Consider the following 21,611-nt stretch of genomic DNA (forward strand, 5'->3'; position numbering starts at 1 on the left):
TGATGAAAAGCCAATGGATTTTATCTCAGCAAAATCAGCGTGTTCTTACTCTAACGTTGAATCGCCCCGAAGTGCGTAACGCGCTTAGCACCCAATGCCTTGAGTTGCTGGTACAACATCTTGAATCCGCTGATAACAATGAGGAAATCGGTGCGATAGTCATCGCTGGCAACCCGCGTTTCTTCGCTGCTGGCGCGGATCTTAAAGAGCTACAACAGCAAACTGTCGCTAACGCGATAACGGATAAACGCCCTCAAGTATGGCGTCGTTTATCCATGATATCAAAGCCAATTATCGCTGCCACCAATGGGTATGCACTCGGGGCAGGCTTCGAGCTACTACTCGCCAGTGACATGGTGATTGCAGGGGAATCCGCCCGTTTTGGGTTACCCGAAATTACCCTCGGTTTAATGCCTGGAGCGGGCGGTACACAGCGTTTGATCCGCGCTGTAGGCAAATCTTTAGCGATGCAAATGGTGCTGACAGGGGAACCGATTAGTGCCAAACACGCACTCCAAGTGGGCTTAATCAGTGAAATTTGCGTTGACGATTTAGTGGTCGAACGTGCTCAACGACTTGCACAACGCATTACAGAGCATGCGCCTTTAGCCGTGCGTGCGGCAAAGGCAGCCTTAGTCCACGCCCAAGATAACCACCTTACTGAGGGACTAAAATTAGAGCGCCAATATTTTGTGGCCTTAGCAGGCACGCAAGATCGGCAAGAAGGGATCGCAGCCTTCTTTGAAAAACGCCCACCTCAGTTTACAGGACAATAACCATGACAAACGAAGCAATGATCCTCACCACCTTGGAAAATGGGGTGTTGACTGTCACATTAAACCGCCCTGACAGACTAAACAGTTTTAATGATGAAATGCATCGACAACTCAGTGAGGCAATCAAAGTCGCCGAACGAGATGAGAGTGTGCGCTGTCTTGTAATCACTGGGGCAGGTCGAGGTTTTTGTGCAGGACAAGATCTAAATGATCGTAATGTTAGTGTTGGTAGTGAAACTCCCGATCTCGGTTTTTCTGTAGAAACCTATTATAACCCACTGATCCGCCGTCTTACGGCCTTACCAAAACCCATTATTTGCGCCGTCAATGGTGTCGCGGCAGGCGCTGGTGCAGCTATCGCATTAGCTGGAGATATTGTTATCGCCGCCAAAAGTGCCAGTTTTATTCAGTCATTTTGTCGACTGGGTTTAGTTCCCGATTCAGGGGGAAGCTGGTTTTTGCCCCAGCTAGCTGGGCACGCTAGAGCGATGGGCATGGCATTATTGGGGGACAAAATCAGCGCAGAGCAAGCATTGCAATGGGGAATGATTTGGCAAGTTACTGAAAATGAAGCACTCACAGACACTGTTCAGCAACTAGCTCAACACCTTGCGACACAACCTACCTACGGTCTCGGCCTAATCAAAAAAGCCATTTACTGCGCAGCAACCAATACCCTAGATGAACAACTAGACCTTGAGCGCGATTTGCAGCGTTTAGGTGGACGTAGCGAAGATTACCGCGAAGGGGTAAGTGCTTTTTTAAACAAACGCGAACCGCAGTTTAAGGGGCGATAACCATGACACTCCCTACAACTTCTACCATCACGACAATTGCGGTTATCGGCGCTGGCACTATGGGTATTGGTATTGCGCAGGTAGCTGCCACCGCAGGGCTTACCGTTTTACTGTTTGATATTAACCAAGATGTATTAACCCGTTCATTAGACACGATGACGCAACGCTTACGTAAACGTGTGGAACAAGGAAAGGCTGAGTCAAAAACGATAGAAACGCTGATCACTAACATTCATGTCGCTCAACACTTGTCTGAGTTGTCTAGTGCCCAACTTGTCATAGAAGCTGTTGCAGAAAAATTAGCAATAAAACAGTCTATCTTCGGTGAACTTGAAGGTATTTGTCATAAATCAACAATATTTGCGAGTAACACATCGTCATTGTCGATTACAGCGATTGGTTGCCAATTGAAACACCCTGAACGGCTTGCTGGCTTACACTTTTTTAACCCAGCTCCCGTGATGAAATTGGTTGAGGTGATTCGTGGCCTAGAAACATCACCTGAAGTTATTGAACAGTTGAAAGCATTGACTCTCTCATGGGGTAAGGTACCCGTTATTTGCCGCTCAACACCTGGGTTTATTGTCAATCGCGTAGCAAGGCCTTTTTATGCAGAGACCTTACGCGCCCTCGAAGAGCAAGTGGGCTCCCCAGCCACGTTAGATAGTGTGCTGCGGGATGCAGGAGGCTTTGCAATGGGGCCATTGCAACTCACTGATCTCATTGGCCATGACGTCAACTATGCCGTGACTGAATCCGTATTTCAGGCCTTCGGTTATGACCCACGCTTTCAAACCTCATTAATGCAATTGGAATTAGTGCAAGCAGGGCATTTTGGTCGAAAATCAAAACAAGGTTTCTATCATTATGATGATAATAAACCACAACCCACTGCGTCATTTGCCGCAAAAGTTCATCTTAACCACCCCCAAACTGTAAAAGTTGGTGGCGATTGGCAGATATTTCCTGAGTTTGCGCAGCTTTTATCTGAAAATGGGATCTCACTCGAAGGATTAGCACAACAGCCAAATCAATCTCCCACCCTCCTTGTTAATGACGTTATGATTATGTTAACAAATGGTGAATTGGCATCATTTCATGCACAGCGATCAGGGCAGGCGGTGGTTTTATTTGATTTATCGGCAAATTATCTTTCCGCAAGCGCCATCACGCTCACCTGCGCAACGCAAAACAATACGCAACAAAACCAACACGCGATCGCCTTTTTTCAGTCTCTTGGGAAAAACGTGATTGTACTACCTGATTACCCTGCGCTGTTAACGATGAGAACGGTTGCGATGTTATGTAATGAAGCACTCGATGTCGTGAATAAAGGGGTTGCTACTGTACAAGATACCGATAATGCCATGCGCTTTGGGGTGAATTATCCCAAAGGCCCATTAACTTGGGGAGCTCAACTCGGTTGGCCGCGTATGTTATCGGTACTTGAGCAACTTGCGCAGTTTTATGGGGATAGCCGTTATCGTCCCAACCCATTACTTAGGCAGTTAGCTGCAGGTTATCAGTCTTTATCTTTCAAGGAGTTGCTATGATTTCTGTGCCGAATATCACGACTGCTCAACAATCCGCTCATATTATGTATCGTGATGATGCATGTGCAAAGGCAATGGGTATGTCGATTGAGAAAGTCGAAGATGGCTTTGCGCAATTAAAAATGCCAATCACTGCAAATATGCTTAATGGCCATAAGACCTGCCATGGTGGGCAACTCTTTAGCCTTGCCGATACCGCATTTGCCTACGCCTGTAATAGCCAAGGGTATGCTGCTGTTGCGTCTATGTGTTCCATTGATTTCATCCGTCCAGGCTTTGAAGGGGATTTACTCACTGCCACCGCAAAAGTGAAATATCAAGGCAAACGTAATGGGCTCTATAACGTCGAAATAACTAACCAAGATGGCAAAACACTTGCCTTATTCCAAGGGCGCTCTCATCGTTTAGGGCACCGCTTAGAGGAGGCTTGCCATGATTGATGCGTATATTTGTGATGGTGTGCGTACTCCGATAGGCCGTTATGGTGGTGCTCTTTCTTCCCTGCGTCCTGACGATCTCGCGACTTTACCCTTAAAAGCGTTAATGGCAAGGAACCCGCAGTTAGATTGGTCACTGACTGATGACATTATTTTAGGTTGCGCAAACCAAGCGGGTGAAGACAACCGTAACGTGGCTCGCATGGCGGGTTTGCTGTCTGGCTTGCCCATTTCGGTTTCAGGTACAACTATTAACCGCTTATGCGGTTCTGGGCTAGATGCAATCGCGCTTGCCGCGAGAAGTATTAAAGCAGGTGAATCAGGGTTAATGATTGCAGGGGGCGTTGAGTCAATGAGCCGCGCACCGTTTGTTATGGGGAAACAAGAATCGGCTTTCTCACGCCAAGCCCAAGTCTTTGATACTACAATCGGTTGGCGGTTCATCAACCCATTAATGGAACAACAATGCGGTACTGATTCCATGCCTGAAACGGCTGAAAATGTGGCAGAAACCTACCAAATCAACCGTGCAGACCAAGATGCATTTGCACTACGCAGCCAGCAGCGCACTGAACGGGCTAAAGTTAACGGTATATTTGCGCAAGAAATTGTCCCTGTCACCATTAAACAGCGCAAAAATGAAATCGTGGTCACTGAAGATGAACATCCTCGTGCAGAAACCACCTTTGAACAACTGCAAAAGCTGAAAACACCGTTTCGTGAAAATGGCACTGTCACTGCAGGAAACGCCTCTGGCGTAAATGATGGCGCCGCTGCGCTAATTATTGCATCCAAAACAATTGCGAAACAGCAAGGTTTAACCCCACGCGCCCGTATTGTTGCCACTGCTACTTGTGGTGTTGAGCCTCGATTGATGGGGATTGGCCCGCTCCCTGCCTCACAAAAAGTATTGAAAATGGCGGGTTTAACTATCGACCAAATGGATGTTATTGAGCTAAATGAAGCCTTTGCAGCACAAGCTCTCGCCGTATTGAGGGGGTTAGGTTTACCCGATGACGCTTCGCACGTAAACCCCAATGGTGGCGCGATTTCCTTAGGTCACCCATTAGGGATGAGCGGTGCAAGACTCGCCATTGCCGCGATGAATGAACTTCATCGCAAACAAGGTCGCTACGCCCTATGTACCATGTGCATTGGCGTAGGGCAAGGCATCGCCATGATAATCGAACGAGTCTGAAAAACGCATTCATATCAATAATAACCGCCTGAAATCCGACACCTGCTCAGGCGAAAACCAGCAACGTCATCAACGAAAACTGGTTAATATAATAATTATGAGGAATGGCAATTATGAGCATGATACAAAATAGCATCGACCCAATTGAATTTGCCTCACGTGATGAAATCGAGTCATTACAGTATTCTCGAATGAAGTGGACACTCACTCACGCCTATGAAAATGTACCAATGTACCGTAAAAAGTTTGATGACGCGGGTGTACACCCTGATGATTTTAAACAATTAAGTGATATCGAAAAATTCCCCTATACCACTAAGCAGGATTTACGGGAAAACTACCCATTCAGTACCTTCGCCGTCCCTATGGATCAAATCATTCGTATTCATGCCTCTTCAGGTACCACTGGGCGTCCAACCGTTGTCGGCTACACACAACGTGATATTGATAATTGGGCGGATTTGATTGCACGCAGTTTACGCTCTGCGGGGACAGTACGTGGCGATAAAGTCCATGTAGCTTATGGTTATGGCTTGTTTACAGGTGGCTTAGGGGCGCATTACGGTGCTGAGCGCCTTGGTGCCGCCGTTATTCCAATGTCAGGTGGGCAAACAGAAAAACAAGCACAATTAATTGCCGATTTTAAGCCTGATGTCATTATGGTGACGCCATCCTATTGCCTAAGTATTATTGATGAACTTGAGAAAATCATGGGTGGTGATGCTAGTAAGTGCTCACTTAGATTAGGCGTATTCGGTGCTGAGCCTTGGACAGAATCTCTACGCACTGAAATCGAAACTCGCCTTGGTATCAAAGCATTAGATATCTACGGATTATCAGAGGTGATGGGGCCTGGTGTTGCTATGGAGTGTGCTGACTCAGGTTCTAGCGGCCCAACTATCTGGGAAGACCACTTTTACCCTGAAATTATTTCCCCCGAAACCCTCAAAACATTAGGGGATGGTGAACATGGTGAGTTAGTGTTTACTACTCTGACAAAAGAGGCAATGCCTGTAATTCGTTATCGTACACGGGATTTAACCCACCTAATGAAGGGCGTCAATCGCAACATGCGTCGAATTGGCAAAATCACGGGTCGTTCTGATGACATGATGATCATTCGCGGCGTGAATGTATTCCCTTCTCAAATTGAAGAACAAATTATGCAGTTCAAAGAACTCTCACCGCACTATCAGCTCGAAATCGGTCGCCAAGGCAATATGGATAACTTATCAGTCCGCGTTGAACTCAAACACCCAGAGCAACTCACTTACGATGAGCGCTGTAATATCTGCCATCATTTAAAACACCGTATCAAATCCATGGTTGGGATCAGCACGCGGGTCAGTATCGTGAATTGCGGTGATATTCCACGTTCACAAGGTAAAGCCGAGCGGGTCATTGATACCCGAATTGCAATTTAATCAACGAATTAAGGCATATTAAGAATGGGTTACCTAATATGCCATCCTAATGCAACACGCTTTAATAAAAAACGATACGAGACAATATTCACTTTTATGTCTACTATTCAGGAAGAATTCTGATACAAAAAATTTATGGATGAAACATAAATGAATACCAAGCTCGACCAATTTATTCAACATGCTATCGCCAGTCAGCCCATTAGTGGTACGTCGCTCATTAGTTCCTTATACGGTGATGCACTACATCACCGAGGAGGCGAGGTTTGGTTAGGTAGCCTAACTAAATTATTAGAACCCATGGGGTTTACTGACCGCTTTGTGCGTACCTCTGTTTTCCGCTTACAAAAAGAGGGGTGGTTAGATGTCGAAAAAATTGGCCGACGCAGCTACTACCGAATCTCAGCCCGTGGGCAAAGTCGGTTTCGGCGGGCAGAGCAAAAAATTTACCTCGCAGAGCAACCTGATTGGGATGGAAAGTGGGACTTATTGTTATTAGAAGCGGCAGATAAAGAAGAAAAAGTTCGATTAAAAAAAGAGCTTAGCTGGCTAGGATTCGGGCAGTTTAATACATCCTTAATGGCAGCACCAAGTTGTGCACAAAGTGATGTACCAGCGTTATTAAATGAGCTCAATGCGACTGAGCAAGCCATTTATTTTCATGCAGACTACCCCTATAGCCGCTCAGAAAAAAACCTGAAAGACCTCGTGTCTCAGGCATGGTCTTTGCAAGATATTTCAGAGCATTATCACCAATTTATTTCCTTATTCAGGCCATTGGCCTTGTTACTCAAGGATAATGCAGGAACACACATCAGCCCTGAGCATTGTTTTCAGTTACGGCTGCTTTTAATTCACTTTTATCGTCGCGTCACGCTCAAAGACCCGCTATTGCCTGACGAACTTTTACCGCCTCAATGGGAAGGGCATATTGCGCGTCATTTATGCACCAATATTTATCAACGTATCGACCAAGCTGCAACACAATATGTTTCAGAAAATAGCGAAACGACAGTGGGTGAGCTTCCTCAACCTTCCAGTGCCTATTATCGGCGTTTTGGTGGGGTACTGAGGGAAATCGCCGCCTAAATTAACCGTTAAGGAGCCCTTATGCCTTTTTATCAAATCGATGGTATCACGCCTGTTGTTAGTCCAGATAGTTTTGTCCACCCCACTGCGGTCGTTATTGGTGATGTCGTAATTGGTAAAAATGTTTATATTGGCCCTAATGCCAGCTTACGGGGCGATTTTGGGCGGTTAATTATTAAAGATGGGGCTAACGTGCAAGATAATTGCGTGATGCATGGGTTCCCACAGTTCGACACCATTATTGAAGAAGATGGGCATATCGGACACGGGGCTATCTTGCATGGCTGCCATATCAAACGTAATGCTTTAGTTGGGATGAATAGCGTGATTATGGATGGTGCGGTGATTGGGGAAAATTCGATTGTTGGCGCATGTGCATTTGTTAAAGCGGAGGCCATATTTGCACAAAATAGCCTAATCGTGGGTACCCCAGCAAAAGTGTTACGAACACTATCAGAAAAGGAAATTGAGTGGAAAAGTAACGGTACCAAAGACTACCAGAACCTCGTTACTCGCTGTTTAAATACATTAAAAGAAATTGAGCCATTAACCGAAATAGAGGCCAACCGCCCTGTACTTCAGTTTGATAATATTATCCCAAAATCTCAGCTATAAAATGATTGGGAAGCCCCACAACAGCGCTTCCCAATCATTCACTATTACTTCGCATTATTACCAAATGGCGGTTTAGCAAACCAAACGGTAATGATCAGCACAATAAATACCCAACCACATAGCCAGAAAATTTCATTCGCCGCGATGATTAACCCTTGGCTAGTAATTTGCTGTGCAATAAAACCTGAAGTTTGCTCTGTGCTTAAGCCATGAGCAGCCATGCCTTTGTACATTGCTAAAGATTCAGGATTATAATCCGTAATAAACTCAGTGAGTTGGCTATGATGCACAGACTCACGGTCGCTCCACATCGTGGTCGTGATTGATGTACCAATTGAGCCAGCGAGCGTTCGGAAAAAGTTTGCCAAACTGGAAGCCGATGCTAGTTTTTCAGGGGGAAGTCCCGATAAGGTCAATGTTGTCAATGGCATAAAGAAACACGCAACCGCCATGCCCTGCACCAGTTGCGGCCAAACTACCGCGGAGAACCCCATGCTCGGCTCAAAGGTATACGCTCGCCAGAAGAAACAAATGGCATAAAAAACAAAACTAAAGGTCACTATCCAGCGGATATCCAAAAAGTCGGATAATTTTGCCACTGGCGCTGAAAATAAAACAGGTAACAAGCCAATCGGCGCAAGTGCAAGCCCCGCCCACGTTGCGGTATAACCATACACCTCTTGCAGCAATTGAGGTAATAACACTATCGCACCAAAATACGCCATATAGGCCAAACTGACCGAAATAGTGCCAATAGTAAAATTGCGCGATTTAAACAAAGACAGCTCGACAATCGGGTTTTTATCCGTTAGTTCCCAAATCACGAGGAACACTAAAGCGATAGCAGAAACAACGGCTAAAACCACAATCTCATTTGAAGCTAACCACCCCAGCTCTTTCCCTTTATCCAGTAGTACTTGTAAACAACCAACCCCCACGGATAATAACGCCAGGCCAATGACATTGAACGGCACTTTGACCACCGTCGATTCCATTCCTTTAAGGATAATCGAACCCACGATAATGACGAAAATGCCGAGAGGTACGTTCATAAAGAATATCCAACCCCAATGGAAGTTATCACTAATATAACCACCAAAAATGGGGCCAAATACAGGTGCTAAAATGATGGTCATCGACCAAAAAGCCAATGCCATATTCTGCATTTTCGGTGGGTAACACCGCATAATCAAACTTTGGGATAAAGGAATAACAGGCCCTGCAACAGCACCTTGTAAAACGCGATATAAAATCAACATTCCAAGGCTATCCGAGAAGCCACAAAGTAATGAAAATAAAGTAAAAAGTGCCGTCGCCCATAAGAAAACGCGAATTTCACCAAAACGCTTAGCAAGATACCCCGAAATAGCAATCGAAATGGCGTTCGACACCCCAAACGAGGTAATCACCCATGTCCCTTGCGAGACGGAAACACCAAGGTTACCCGCAATTGTCGGGATAGCGACGTTTGCGATGGTGGAGTCGAGCACTTGCATAAAAGTCGCAAGAGATAATGCAATGGTAGCCCAAACTAGCTTCGCACCTTTTAGGGGTTGGATATCTGCCACAATCACTCCTTACGAGCTAGTCCGCATTATCACTGATAATGCTATCGATAATGTGGTCGACATCTGCCAATTTTAGCACTAACACATCACTTTCAAACGCGGGCGTTGTACGCTGAACTTCGGCTAACACAGGGCCATTTTGGTCTTTAATATCAATGGTGACATTCATTGATAAGCCAATACGCAATGGGTGTTTTGCCACCTGCTCAGGGTCAAGCTCTACCCTTACAGGCAAGCGTTGAACCACTTTGATCCAGTTCCCCGTCGCATTTTGCGCGGGCAATAATGAAAATGCGCTTCCTGTTCCCATATCTAAGCCAACTACTGTGCCGTTATACACGATGTCATCACCATAAAAATCACTGTTAATAGTAACAGGCTGCCCAATGCGTACTTTTTCCAGCTGGGTTTCTTTGAAGTTAGCATCCACCCAAACAGGTTGAACAGGCACAATCGCCATTAAAGAGCTTTGTGGGCTGACTTGGGAACCCACTTGCACATTTCGGCGCGAAACGTAGCCTGTCATTGGGCTTTTAATTTCAGTACGTTGTAAATTGATCCACGCACTGCGCACACTATCAGCGGCTTGCTGAATGGCAGGCTGTTTTCTTAATGAGGTATTGCGCAATAACGCGCGGTTTGCGTTGTATTGCTGAATGGAAATATCCAATGCCGCTTGTGCGAGTTGCACTGCTTCTTGGGAATGTTGCAAATCTTCTTTTGAAATTGTTCCGCTGCGCCCAAGTGCAGCACGGCGTTGGTAATCTTTCTGAGCTTGCGCAAGTGAGATACGGTTTTTCTGTATTTGCGCCTGATACTCATCACCGTTGATATAGAGCTCTTTGGTTTTGCGTACCGTGGTCGCTAAATCGTGCTTAGCTTGTTCGAATGCCAGTTGAGCGTTGGTTTTATCCAACACCACCAGAACATCCCCCGCTTTCACCAAATCAGTATTTTCAAAATTGACTTGGGTAACATTGCCTGTTGTTTGCGCAATAATGGGGATTTGCAAACCCGAGACATAAGCATCGTCGGTATATTCTTGAAAACGCAAAACTAAAAACCAATACACACCATAGGCTACAAATAATAAAATAATAATTATTGTCGCAATGGTCATCCATATTGTTCGGCGTTTTTCATTTTTCGTTTTTTGATTATTTGTTTCTGAATGGGTTGATTGACTCATAATAACTCTCAGGGTCTAAAATCAATATTAATCCTCCCTCTATATTCAGGAAGTAAATACAATAAAGCAAGGGCTAATATTTTACAAATAAAACAATCACCACAAAAAACAAATAATTCATTGATAAATATCAAATAAATAAAAAACTAACAACTTATTATAATAGATTCATTTTATGATTAATTTAAATGAAATTAGTCATAATTAGATAACTTTCATTCAATTTGAATAAAATCAATATCAATTAAATATATTGGATACATTCATTCGATAATAACCCTTCTTTTTTTGATACATTTTAAATATGACTAAAATATTTAGCGCTCTATCATTCGATTAAATAATAATCTCATCATATCTTGACGTTGATGAATGATGGCATGGGATATCATCGTATTTTCGGCTATTTCATACGTATAGAGGATTGTATAGTTTTCTGGTGATAAGTATCCTCTATACCTTGAGACACCAATATCTTGAAGATATTCAGGTATTGAACAACACTCTGGAAATGGGGGTAAATGTTTCTCGTATTTATCAAGGAGTAAATTAGCCTGTTTTCTCCCGATACCTAATTCCTTTAACGAGCTAATAAACGTTTCTGTATACTTAAAATTAACTATCATCCAATCGTTCCAATCATGGTCGTTTAGAGCCTATCCAATAATTGGCCACGTGAATATAATTTATCTTCTTTACTATCTTTTTCTGAAATAGAAAGTAATTTAAGTAATGCAATTGCCTCATCCCTTTTTTTCTATCTTTATAAGATTCAATGACATATGCAGGAATGCCATTTTGAGTTACTAAAATAGGCCCTGATAATTCAAGCCCTGCAGCATGCTTTTTAATATAGCTAATAGCCTCTATTTTCATGGTCTACTCCTAATCAATACGACACTCAAGAACTAAATATAGGCCAGCGGCAATTTTCCAGCAATCTCAATGTTTAAAGCAATAACCGGCACATTGGCCGGCTTTTATTTACCACTGTTTAATATTGCGGTCTTCTTGCGTCACAGAGGTGAGTTTTGCCAGTTGCGGTAATAATTTATGTTTTAAATCATCCATCAAACTGTAAATCACTGGCACAAATAACAGACTCAAAATTGTCGAACTCAATAAGCCCCCAATCACCGCAATCGCCATTGGTGCCCTAAACCCTGCATCCGCACCGCTGGTTAATACCAAGGGGATCATCCCTGCAATCATAGCAAATGTCGTCATGATAATTGGTCGAATACGCTCCTGACCTGCCTCTATGATTGCTGCTTCTTTTGGCATTCCCGAGCGCTGCTTTTCCAGAATAAACTCCACCAGCAAAATCGAGTTTTTGGTCACAATCCCCATCAGCATCAAAATACCGATAATCACAGGTAAATCGATCATCGCACCATATAAAACAAGGGCGATGATGGCACCGCCAATAGAAAACGGTAGCGCGACAAGTATGGTGATTGGCTGCATAAAGTCCTTAAACAACACAATTAAGATGGCAAATACCAACAAAATACTAAATACCATTGTGGTACCAAAGCGCTCGAACATATCAATCATATATTCCATATCGCCATATTCCACTTGTGAAACGCTGTGGGGTAATTGTTGGTATTCAGGGAGTTGCGCCACAATTTCCAATGCCTCACCAAGTGTTAGTCCTTCTAAATTGGCTTCTATCGACATTTGTCTTTGTCGATTAATCCGCTCGATTTGTGAAGGCCCATCACTGGAGTCGATTTTAGCGACCGATTTTAACGGTACAGCTTGCTCCCCTGTACTATTCACATATAAATTATTCAGTACATCAATATTATTTTGTTGATGCTCAGGTAAAATAACCTGCACCGCCAATTGCCTATCGGGTAAATTAAATTTGGCACTACGTGAGTTGGCCTCCCCCATGGTCGCAATACGTAATGTATTGGCGATTTCCTCAACCTTGACACCCGTTCGGCCAATATCCACTAAATTGGGCTTAACAATTAGCTCTTTACGCAATAGCGGTTTCATGACCTGAACGTTTTTTAACCCTTCCACTTTGGCCATGGCATCACGCAGTTTTTGCATTGATGCTTCAAGCTCTTGAGGATCCGTCCCTGTAAACATTAAGGAGAACTCTTTGCCACCATTACTGTTGCTAAAGGTATAACGTGCATCTGTTTTTTCACTTAGCCACTTCCCTATTTCAAGCTCAAATTGCTTTTGTGATAATTCACGTTCACTTGGTTCAACCAAAGTGAGGATCATTTCGCCTTTGTGTTGAGCAACCCCTTCTGAGTCGTCCGCTATCCCTGCCACCGTATAAGTTGAAATAATTTCAGGTCTATCTTTTAACTGTTTTGTTATTTCATTCATTTTTTGCTGCGTTTGCTCAACCGGCGTACCTGGTGGCAGCTCAATATTGATTTGGCTGATACTGATATCACCATCTGGCATAAAACCGACAGGTAACAAGCTAGTCACTGCGACTGAACCAATTAAAAAGCCCCCCGCCAATGCAGATGCTAATTTTCGGTGTTTTAACGTGAGTAATAAAAACCGCGTATAACGCGCTATCCAATTTGGAATTTTTACGCCGTCGTGTGCGCCTTTTTGCGGTAGCAGCACATAAGCCGCCATTAACGGCGTCACCAATCTAGCCACTAACAATGAAGAGAGCACAGCCGCTGAAACTGTCACACCAAATGGCACAAAATATTGCCCAACAAACCCCCCAATAAAACTGACAGGCAAGAACACCGCCACAATGGTTAATGTGATTGCCACAATTGCAAAACCGATGGCATCAGATGCTTTTAGTGCCGCTAAATAGGGACGTTCGCCACGTTCGATATATTTTTGGATATTTTCAATTTCAACAATGGCATCATCTACCAATATCCCAATAACCAATGTCAAAGCCAGCAACGTAATACTGTTCAAACTGTAATCAAACAGAGCTAATACAAAGAAGGTCGGCAATATCGATAACGGCAATGCCACTGCCGCCACCAACGTTGCACGCCAGCTTTTCAAAAAGAAAAAGACGATAATGACGGTAAGAAACGCCCCTTCTAATAAGGTCTGAATGGTTAAAAAGAAGCTCGATTCTGTATATTTAACCGTTGAGGAAATCAGGCGAATATCAATATCTGGATTCGCTTTTTGTAATTTTTCGACCGCTTCAGCGACGCCTTGCTCCACCTTGGTATCACTGGAGCCTTTGGCACGATAAACCGCAAAACCCACCACGTCCTGACCATTGAACTGCGAAATAGATTTCACATTCTTATGGCCATCATAAATATTGGCAATTTCGCCTAACCGTACCGATTGCTGGTTATCAACGGGTAACATGATGTTTTTAATCTCATCCGCGGTTGATTTTTCACCTAATACGCGGATGGTATGCTGCAACGAGTTATATTTTGAGTTACCACCCGCTGAGTTCTGGTGATTATTTTTCAGTAATTCATTAATACTGGCTATGGAGATTTGCATCGCAGCTAATTTGTTCGCATCGGGTTCAATGCGGATCACGCGTTCGGTATCCCCTAAGCGACTGACTTTTTGCACCCCTGGAACCGTGATCAATTGCTTACTCACAGTGTCATCCACAAACCAAGATAAATCCGCGAGAGATTCAGTTTCAGACGAAACGGCGTAACGTAGAATCGCGCCCCCTTCAACATCGATGCGGTTAATCAGCGGTTCATCTATCGTTTGCGGTAGCTCACCACGGATTTGCCCCATCTTTTCGCGCACATCATTGGTAGCCACGTGGGCATCGACACTAAGATCGAATTCGATAGTCGTGGTCGATGCACCTTCACTAATGGAAGAGGTAATATGGCGAATACTAGGTATTCCAGATACTGCGCGCTCAACCCGCTTTGTTACTGCATTTTCCAGCTCTGTTGGCGAAGAACCATCTTGTGTTACGGTGACAGTGACAATCGGAAACGTCACCACAGGGTTGGCAGTTACAGGTAATTGATTAAAGGAGAATAACCCTGCGATAGTTAATGCCAAAAACATCACTATTGTCGGAATCGGCCGAGTAATGGCCCAAGAAGATAACTGTAATTTCATTGGCTATCCTTTACAGGCACAATAATGTCATCATCTGATAAAAAAGCTTGCGCATAAGCCACAACATCTAAACTCGGCGCTAATGGTGTTAACACTTCCACTCGCCCTTGCTGAATTTTGCCAATTTGTATTTTTTGTTTCGCCACTTTGCCGTCTGTCACAGTAAAAATATAACGTTCGCCATTGGGTTCTGTACGAATGGCACTATAAGGTAGCGATAGCTGTTCACGGGGTGAATTTCTGTACACCATGGTGCCCGTTTCACCTAGACGCACTTGTTTAGTCGGCTCTGTAAGTGCCACACGGATTTTTCCAAGTTGGGTTAATGCATCTATTTTTGGCGACAAATAACGTAATTTCCCCAATGTTGATTGGTTTTCATCAAGGTTAATCACCACGGGATTACTGCCCACAATGCGAGAAAGCTCGGAAGGGTGAGCTTGCGCTTCAAACTCTAATTCATTATTTTCAATCAACTTAAATAACAAGCTGTTATCTGACAGCGTACCATTCATGGCGTGACGTTCACTGATCACTCCCGAAACAGGGGCAATAATTTTCGATTTGTCTTCTTGGCTTTGTTCACGCATTAACTGGGCTTTGAGTTGGCGCAGCTCTGCACGGTTTGCTGTTAACAATGCGCTCTGTGCGGCTGCTTCTGATTTGGCTTTGCCAAATTCATTCGCCGAAATCACCCCTGTTTTTGCCAGCGGTGATAAACGTTGCAGCTCTTGTTGAGATTGAGTGCTGAGTGCTTCTTGTTGTTTAATGTATGCCGCAGCTTTATCAATTTCTGCTTTTAATTGATTAACCCCTGCACTTTGGATCGGTGATTCCAACGTCGCGAGCAATTGCCCTTTTTCAACCCATTCCCCTTCTTCCACAAACACTGCAGTGACCATTTGCTGTTGCAATGGAGAACCTATCGAAATTTCGTTTTTTGCCACAAATTTGCCCGGAATGCTGACGACATCAACCGCCATCACATTTTTTGGGTTTGTGACGCTTAGGCGGATTTCCTCTGCCTGCATATTCAAGCAGATGAAAAATAATGAAATGGCTAAAAAAATGTGTTTCATAAGTCATAAAATTCCCGAGTAGACGCTCGCGCTACTGTAATTTCGCTTCCCCCTAAACTCCATAAACCAAAGTTAAACCTTAATTTTTCGTTAAGCTTGGCAAAAATCATCAAATGCATTTTTGCCATACAGGAAAATTATTAACTGAGATCAAATATTGACCATAAATTAGCTAGCCAATTATTTATTTCCGATATGTTTTAGTGATACTATTCGCAAACAATATAATTATCATTCTCATTTACATTTGCTAGGGATTACTATGACTAAGCAACATCACTACACACTTGTCGCCGCAGGTATTTGCGCGGCTTTGGCTTCATTTAGTACGACAGCAGCAGAAGATTCAGACAAACTTATCGTCACCGCATCAGGTTATTCACAACAATTACGCGATGCCCCTGCCAGTATTACGGTGATCACCGCCGAACAGTTACAAAATAAACCTGTGCGCGACCTTGCTGATGCGGTTAAAGACGTAGAAGGTGTCAGCATTGTGGGTTCAGCCAATAAACAAGATATTAATATCCGTGGCTTACCCGGTGAATACACCTTAATACTGGTTGATGGCCGTCGCCAAAACAGCCGTGAATCACGCCCAAATGGCAGCGGTGGTTTTGAAGCAGGCTTTATGCCGCCCGTCGAAGCCATTGAGCGCATTGAAGTGATCCGTGGACCAATGTCTTCCCTGTATGGTTCCGATGCAATGGGTGGTGTTATCAATATCATCACCAAGAAGGTAACTAATGAATGGCACGGTAGCGTAACAACAGGCACGATTATCCAAGAAAACAGTGATAGCGGTAATTCCACCGACGGTAACTTCTATCTGTCAGGCCCACTCGTTAAAGATAAATTAGGCTTGCAGTTATACGGTGGTGGTGATTATCGACAAGAAGATAAAATTACAGATGGCCACCACAAAAAAGACAACAAAAGTCTCACCGCTAAGTTAAGTTTTACACCAACTGAAAACCAAACCTTCCTTTTAGAAGCAGGTAGAACACTGCAAGAAAGAGAAGAAACCCCAGGCAAATCCCTTGCTGAATATGAAATGCGCGGACAATCAAAACAATATAATAAAAAAACCGAACTCTACAATAACCGAAACCACGCCGCGCTGACTTATAAAGGTGAATGGGATTCGTTTAATACAGAGTTAAGTGTCTATCAAGAAAGTACGAAGAAAAAAACCAAAACAGAAATTAAAGATGCCATCACTAAACTGACTGAATACCGCTATGAAGACCGTGTACCTGAAATTACTAATACAGTGGTAGATGGTAAAGTTGTTGCGTTTTTACCTGACAACATCTTAACAGTCGGTGGTCAATACCAATACTCAAAACTCAAAGACAGCTCATTGGTTTCCAAAGGAAAATTTGAAAATAGCAGCATGAGTGTCGACCAATCTGCTTTATTCGTTGAAAACGAATTTACTGCAACTGATGACCTCATTCTAACGGGTGGATTACGTTTAGATCACCATGAAACTTACGGTAACCACTGGAACCCTCGCGGTTACGCGGTTTATTATCTAACTGACGAAATCACCATTAAAGGTGGCGTGTCATCTGCATTCCGTGCGCCAACACTACGTGAGGTCAGTAAAGGTTATGGCACCTCTACAGAAGGTGGAAATGGGATTATTTATGGTAATCCAGACCTAAAACCTGAAAAAAGCGTTAGTGAAGAAATCAGCATTGCCTATAACCATGAGTCGGGCTTTGATGCCAGCCTGACCCTATTTAATACTGACTTTAAAAACAAGTTAACCAGCTATAACACTGGCAATCCAGACCCGCTTTCAAACCTAAATCTCTATACTTATGACAATGTCGGTAAGGCAAATGTTAAAGGAGTTGAAATCGCAACAGGTATTCCAATTGCTAAAGACTGGAAATTCAGCGCCAACTACACCTACACTGATTCAGAGCGTAAAAGTGATGATGAAAAACTCGGTAATGGTATTTCACTTAAAGGCTATCCATTGGATAAAACACCAAAACATATGGCTAATGCGAAATTAGATTGGCAGTTTAACGAAGATCTCAATTTGTATACGCGTGCACAATATACTGGTGAACAAGTATGGGCAGCACAGCGCAACGGTTCAAAAGTTCCTCGTTACCGTAGCGGCTATACCACCATGGATGTGGGCGCAACTTATCAAGTATTAAAAAATACCAAGTTGAACTTTGCGGTGCTCAATATTGGTAATGAAAAAGGCCCTAAAATTGATAAAGTAGATGGAAACTGGGATGTGGAAGATGGACGCCGTTATTGGGCGAACATTAACGTCAGTTTCTAATTTTAATTTTTGTAGGCTACCTATTCGAGACTCTAAATCATTCAAGTTGCATGTAGGCGACAAGAGAAGATATCCCGATGAGCATACAAAAGTATGTGATTCGGGTAGCCGAGCGTAGTCAACAACCATGCAGCTTGAAGGATGACGAGTATATGAACAAATTATTCACCGCTAGCTTATTGCTCTGTATCGCCAGTAATGCCATTGCTCGCCCTAGCCAAAGTATTCCGCCTTTAGATGATAACGTCGCACAATTTTACGATATTAAACAGACGGATATGGCTTATGGCGACCGAGCACTACGCATCTACAGTGCCGTGCCGTATAACGTCACGGCAAAGCGCCCTGTACTGTATATGCTTGATGGAAATGGGTTATATCCAAAAGTCGTCAACCGCGCAGTGGAAACGCTCAATAAAGACTCACTACCCATTATTATCGGCATCGGTTACCCCGTTGATGAGGCCTTTCCAAAGGCTTTACGCACCTATGACTATACTCCGCCCGTGTCTGGGGAAGACTTTAGCCATGGTGGGGGAGCACCTGCATTGTACCAGTTTATAAGCCAAACACTGCGCCCTTGGGCTGAACAACAATTTCCTATTGATAAGAAAAAACAAACCTTATTCGGCCATTCATTTGGTGGGTTATTCACCTTAATGGCTTATCAGCAAAAACCCGATGATTTTCAGTACTATGTTTCAGCAAGTCCGTCATTGTGGTGGGGGAAAGGTGAAATGGTGCAACTAACGAAACTCACTGAAAAACAAGTCACAGCACCTATTTTTGTCACTTTGGGTGGCTTAGAAGAGACCCCTGATTTGTCCAAGTTAACGGCAGAACAAGTCCAAAACTACCAAAACCGCAAAAGTTGGATCAGTCCCCGCCAAGTGTGCACTGAAATTCAAACCCATCAGCGAGTCTGTGAATTCACTTTATTTGAGGGTAAAAGCCACGGAAGCGTGATCCCCGATGCCATCAATAAAGCGTTGGCGGTTGCCACGCACTAGGGGTTGTTTATCTTTGATGGTCAATTTTCATTCGAATTAACGCCATTTTAGGCAAGGCGAGAGGGTCGCCGCCTAGTCAATTAGGCAAGGGCCTCTCAACGCGTAGCATCAAATGAGTGAAACGAGCTTTAATCGAACCGTAGGGCAGCCTTTAAGCACAGTTTTGAGCACAAATCTCGACTTACACATTCATCCATTTTTGGGATTGTTTTTGACCTTTTAGCGGTGAAAATCCGTGGCAAAGATAAACACCCCCTACCTACCCACTAATAGGTTTTAGCAAGTCACTGTAAAGATCGGCTAAAACCCCATTTTCCGTGAATGATTTGCGTATCCACTGAGTCACTTGCCCTGTTGCTGAATGCTGTGTGGCTAATAGCATATTAGAATCTTGCCGCGGGTTTTGAATATTTTTGACCACTAATCGGCCACTCTTAGCGTGCTCTTTCACCATATAGTCTGGCAAAAATCCGATCCCCTCACCCAATATTTGGCACTGGCATTTGGTATTAAAGTCTGGCACCTGTATCGCTTCTTGCCCATGCAGTAACCATCCAACTCGTTTATTTATCGTATCTGCGGTATCTTCCACCATGATATTTGGATAAAGACGCAACTGGCTTTCAGCAATCGGCTCTGGCATTAATGCGAGTGGGTGTGTTGCCGCAATGGCAAACTGCCAATGAATCGCGCCTATTTCCGTATAATCTATTCCTCCGCCATCCATTAATGTCCCCGGTGCGCCAATCGCAATATCTGCATGGTTATTAATAATTGCATCCCATACACCGTTATACACCTCGGTAGTCACGGTAATTTGGCAAGTAGCAAATTGTTTCTTTAATATTTGCAGTAACTTAGCCGTATGGTAAGGGGTATATAAAAGTTGGTTAATACAGATGCGCACCCGCGCTTCAATACCTTGTTCAATAGAATAAATACTTTTTTGAATGGAATGAAAGTTATTCAGTAAGTCCGTTGCCTTACGATAAAAATAATAACCCGCTTCCGTTAATTCAATATTGCGAGTATCACGTATAAACAACGCGACATCCAAATAAGTTTCAATACGCTTAATAGTATAACTCACGGCCGATGTGGTAATACCTAATGCTTCTGCGGCTTTACTGAAGCTCGCAAATTTAGCTGCGGTAGTGTAGGTCAATAAATTTTCTTCAGTAAAAATTGAGTTCATACTCGCCTTCCCAAAGTGTTTTAATTTTAATCAAATTGGCTTTTTATGTGAATATTATTCAATAGATTGAAAACCAGGCTATTTTTCAACCGATTTATTGATAGCTTAACAGAATAATTGCCAAGAAGAAGTGTTTTAATCTCATTTGTCTTAAGCTGTCATTTTAACCACAAAAGCTGAGAGACTATTAATAATCAAAATACTTAATATTATTGAATTAAATACCCAAACCAAGTATTAACATTTACCCTGATCGCGATCAAATTAATCACAAATTTAACAATCATAAAACCTTCAATTTGATGTACGTCACAGAACAGAATAATGACGTCTCACCGTTCTCTATTAATTAAAAATAATCGATAAAAACGAGTAAAAAACAGGCAAAAAACGTCAAAAAAGGATGAAAAATAATGCGTACACGCACAAAAAAGGCTTATTATTGAATTTTATTCAACAATAGAGCCTCCCATTGATGAATTAAATTTAAATGGATTCTTTTTATTAATCGCAATTGGTATGCTCTAACCATCATAAATAATCTTTAAATTGTCTTTATCTATGTTGGCAATATCAATAAGCCAACCTAAGGGGAAAATAATGACCGCCAGCACACTTTCTCAAGAATTTTTAACCGCTGCTGAAAAAGGGCAATTAGATTTATTAAAAGGTTGCCTTGAAAAAGGTGTGGATATCAACACAACCAACCGCCAAGGCCGTACCGCTATTGTGAATGCAAGTCTCAATAAACATTATGAATGTGTTTCTTTTCTAATTAATGCAGGCGCAGACATCGATAAACAAGACCAAACATGTTTTAACCCATTTTTATTAAGCTGCTTGAATAACGACTTAACATTATTACGCCTAGTGTTACCGGCAAAACCAAATTTAGATTTATTAACACGTTTTGGTGGTGTGGGGATCACGCCAGCAAGTGAAAAAGGCCACGTTGAGATAGTCCGTGAACTGCTCGAAAAAACAGAAATTAACGTCAACCACACCAACTTTGTGGGCTGGACTCCGCTCCTTGAAGCTATCGTATTAAATGACGGTGGCGAGAAGCAACAGCAAATCGTTAAGCTGCTATTAGAACATGGTGCAAACCCGCATATGACGGATAAATATGGCAAAAAACCGTTAGAACTTGCACGTGAGAAAGGCTATCACGAAATTGCTGAACTACTGGTTGCCGCGGGCGCGTAACTAAACCATATACTCTAAATAATTCAAATTGCATGTAGGCGACAAGCGAAGATAGTTCGATGAGCATACATAAGTATATGATTCGGCTAGCTC

The 21,611-nt window shown here is 43.1% G+C and carries 16 protein-coding genes and 1 pseudogene; 11 read left to right on the plus strand and 6 right to left on the minus strand.

Annotation, left to right across the window (positions count from 1 at the left end):
* Positions 1 to 2: 2 nt before the first annotated feature.
* The 8 genes from paaF (at position 3) to paaY (ending at position 7,889) form a co-directional block, all read left to right on the plus strand.
* Entirely contained in the window at positions 3 to 776 is a 774-nt protein-coding gene (gene paaF / locus PSF27_RS08825; protein WP_272681296.1) for a 2,3-dehydroadipyl-CoA hydratase PaaF, read from the plus strand.
* Positions 777 to 778: 2 nt separating this feature from the next.
* Positions 779 to 1,573: a 2-(1,2-epoxy-1,2-dihydrophenyl)acetyl-CoA isomerase PaaG gene (gene paaG / locus PSF27_RS08830; RefSeq protein WP_272681297.1), complete on the plus strand. Its 795-nt coding sequence runs from the start codon at positions 779 to 781 to the stop codon at positions 1,571 to 1,573.
* A gap of 2 nt (positions 1,574 to 1,575) precedes the next feature.
* A complete protein-coding gene (locus tag PSF27_RS08835; protein WP_272681298.1) occupies positions 1,576 to 3,126 on the plus strand; it encodes a 3-hydroxyacyl-CoA dehydrogenase in 1,551 nt (516 codons plus the stop codon).
* On the plus strand, positions 3,123 to 3,566 hold the full coding sequence (gene paaI, locus PSF27_RS08840; protein WP_272681299.1) for a hydroxyphenylacetyl-CoA thioesterase PaaI: 444 nt from the start codon (positions 3,123 to 3,125) through the stop codon (positions 3,564 to 3,566). Before PSF27_RS08835 ends, paaI begins: the two co-directional genes overlap by 4 nt.
* Positions 3,559 to 4,761, plus strand: coding sequence for a 3-oxoadipyl-CoA thiolase (pcaF, locus tag PSF27_RS08845; protein ID WP_206085092.1), 1,203 nt, complete (start codon positions 3,559 to 3,561; stop codon positions 4,759 to 4,761). The genes paaI and pcaF overlap by 8 nt, the downstream gene beginning before the upstream one ends.
* 113 nt (positions 4,762 to 4,874) lie before the next feature.
* Positions 4,875 to 6,185: a phenylacetate--CoA ligase PaaK gene (gene paaK, locus PSF27_RS08850; RefSeq protein ID WP_225820073.1), complete on the plus strand. Its 1,311-nt coding sequence runs from the start codon at positions 4,875 to 4,877 to the stop codon at positions 6,183 to 6,185.
* A gap of 150 nt (positions 6,186 to 6,335) precedes the next feature.
* Positions 6,336 to 7,274: a phenylacetic acid degradation operon negative regulatory protein PaaX gene (gene paaX / locus PSF27_RS08855; protein WP_272538903.1), complete on the plus strand. Its 939-nt coding sequence runs from the start codon at positions 6,336 to 6,338 to the stop codon at positions 7,272 to 7,274.
* Positions 7,275 to 7,295: 21 nt separating this feature from the next.
* Positions 7,296 to 7,889, plus strand: coding sequence for a phenylacetic acid degradation protein PaaY (gene paaY / locus PSF27_RS08860; protein ID WP_206085106.1), 594 nt, complete (start codon positions 7,296 to 7,298; stop codon positions 7,887 to 7,889).
* A gap of 44 nt (positions 7,890 to 7,933) precedes the next feature.
* Here paaY and PSF27_RS08865 read toward each other — a convergent pair whose 3' ends face one another.
* The 5 genes and pseudogenes from PSF27_RS08865 to PSF27_RS08885 all read right to left on the minus strand — a co-directional run bounded on the left by PSF27_RS08865 (position 7,934) and on the right by PSF27_RS08885 (position 15,796).
* The gene (locus tag PSF27_RS08865; RefSeq protein ID WP_272681300.1) at positions 7,934 to 9,457 is read right to left on the minus strand and encodes a DHA2 family efflux MFS transporter permease subunit; all 1,524 of its coding nucleotides are present in this window, start codon (positions 9,455 to 9,457) and stop codon (positions 7,934 to 7,936) included.
* Positions 9,458 to 9,473: 16 nt separating this feature from the next.
* Complete coding sequence (gene emrA / locus PSF27_RS08870; protein WP_206085108.1) at positions 9,474 to 10,646, minus strand: multidrug efflux MFS transporter periplasmic adaptor subunit EmrA; 1,173 nt, start codon at positions 10,644 to 10,646, stop codon at positions 9,474 to 9,476.
* A gap of 649 nt (positions 10,647 to 11,295) precedes the next feature.
* Positions 11,296 to 11,522: pseudogene (locus PSF27_RS08875) on the minus strand (type II toxin-antitoxin system Phd/YefM family antitoxin).
* Positions 11,523 to 11,630: 108 nt separating this feature from the next.
* Positions 11,631 to 14,717, minus strand: coding sequence for an efflux RND transporter permease subunit (locus PSF27_RS08880; RefSeq protein ID WP_272681301.1), 3,087 nt, complete (start codon positions 14,715 to 14,717; stop codon positions 11,631 to 11,633).
* Complete coding sequence (locus tag PSF27_RS08885; protein ID WP_272681302.1) at positions 14,714 to 15,796, minus strand: efflux RND transporter periplasmic adaptor subunit; 1,083 nt, start codon at positions 15,794 to 15,796, stop codon at positions 14,714 to 14,716. Before PSF27_RS08885 ends, PSF27_RS08880 begins: the two co-directional genes overlap by 4 nt.
* Positions 15,797 to 16,058: 262 nt before the next feature.
* Here PSF27_RS08885 and PSF27_RS08890 point away from each other — a divergent pair, with 262 nt between their 5' ends.
* Positions 16,059 to 18,107: a TonB-dependent receptor domain-containing protein gene (locus PSF27_RS08890; protein ID WP_272681303.1), complete on the plus strand. Its 2,049-nt coding sequence runs from the start codon at positions 16,059 to 16,061 to the stop codon at positions 18,105 to 18,107.
* A 152-nt stretch (positions 18,108 to 18,259) separates the two neighbouring features.
* On the plus strand, positions 18,260 to 19,117 hold the full coding sequence (locus tag PSF27_RS08895) for an alpha/beta hydrolase (RefSeq protein WP_272681304.1): 858 nt from the start codon (positions 18,260 to 18,262) through the stop codon (positions 19,115 to 19,117).
* Positions 19,118 to 19,376: 259 nt separating this feature from the next.
* Here PSF27_RS08895 and PSF27_RS08900 read toward each other — a convergent pair whose 3' ends face one another.
* A complete protein-coding gene (locus PSF27_RS08900; protein ID WP_206085112.1) occupies positions 19,377 to 20,312 on the minus strand; it encodes a LysR substrate-binding domain-containing protein in 936 nt (311 codons plus the stop codon).
* A gap of 600 nt (positions 20,313 to 20,912) precedes the next feature.
* Here PSF27_RS08900 and PSF27_RS08905 point away from each other — a divergent pair.
* Positions 20,913 to 21,518, plus strand: a complete 606-nt coding sequence (locus tag PSF27_RS08905) for an ankyrin repeat domain-containing protein (RefSeq protein WP_206085113.1) — start codon at positions 20,913 to 20,915, stop codon at positions 21,516 to 21,518.
* Positions 21,519 to 21,611: the final 93 nt, after the last annotated feature.

The organism is Providencia sp. PROV129 (assembly GCF_028482245.1).
Taxonomy (GTDB): Bacteria; Pseudomonadota; Gammaproteobacteria; order Enterobacterales; family Enterobacteriaceae; genus Providencia; species Providencia vermicola.

Bases quoted from the DNA above. Each gene is read 5' to 3' on its own strand.
- paaF (WP_272681296.1), top strand. From the start codon at position 3: ATGAAAAGCCAATGGATTTTATCTCAGCAAAATCAGCGTGTTCTTACT.
- paaG (WP_272681297.1), top strand. From the start codon at position 779: ATGACAAACGAAGCAATGATCCTCACCACCTTGGAAAATGGGGTGTTG.
- PSF27_RS08835 (WP_272681298.1), top strand. From the start codon at position 1,576: ATGACACTCCCTACAACTTCTACCATCACGACAATTGCGGTTATCGGC.
- paaI (WP_272681299.1), top strand. From the start codon at position 3,123: ATGATTTCTGTGCCGAATATCACGACTGCTCAACAATCCGCTCATATT.
- pcaF (WP_206085092.1), top strand. From the start codon at position 3,559: ATGATTGATGCGTATATTTGTGATGGTGTGCGTACTCCGATAGGCCGT.
- paaK (WP_225820073.1), top strand. From the start codon at position 4,875: ATGAGCATGATACAAAATAGCATCGACCCAATTGAATTTGCCTCACGT.
- paaX (WP_272538903.1), top strand. From the start codon at position 6,336: ATGAATACCAAGCTCGACCAATTTATTCAACATGCTATCGCCAGTCAG.
- paaY (WP_206085106.1), top strand. From the start codon at position 7,296: ATGCCTTTTTATCAAATCGATGGTATCACGCCTGTTGTTAGTCCAGAT.
- emrA (WP_206085108.1), bottom strand. From the start codon at position 10,646: ATGAGTCAATCAACCCATTCAGAAACAAATAATCAAAAAACGAAAAAT.
- PSF27_RS08880 (WP_272681301.1), bottom strand. From the start codon at position 14,717: ATGAAATTACAGTTATCTTCTTGGGCCATTACTCGGCCGATTCCGACA.
- PSF27_RS08885 (WP_272681302.1), bottom strand. From the start codon at position 15,796: ATGAAACACATTTTTTTAGCCATTTCATTATTTTTCATCTGCTTGAAT.
- PSF27_RS08890 (WP_272681303.1), top strand. From the start codon at position 16,059: ATGACTAAGCAACATCACTACACACTTGTCGCCGCAGGTATTTGCGCG.
- PSF27_RS08895 (WP_272681304.1), top strand. From the start codon at position 18,260: ATGAACAAATTATTCACCGCTAGCTTATTGCTCTGTATCGCCAGTAAT.
- PSF27_RS08900 (WP_206085112.1), bottom strand. From the start codon at position 20,312: ATGAACTCAATTTTTACTGAAGAAAATTTATTGACCTACACTACCGCA.
- PSF27_RS08905 (WP_206085113.1), top strand. From the start codon at position 20,913: ATGACCGCCAGCACACTTTCTCAAGAATTTTTAACCGCTGCTGAAAAA.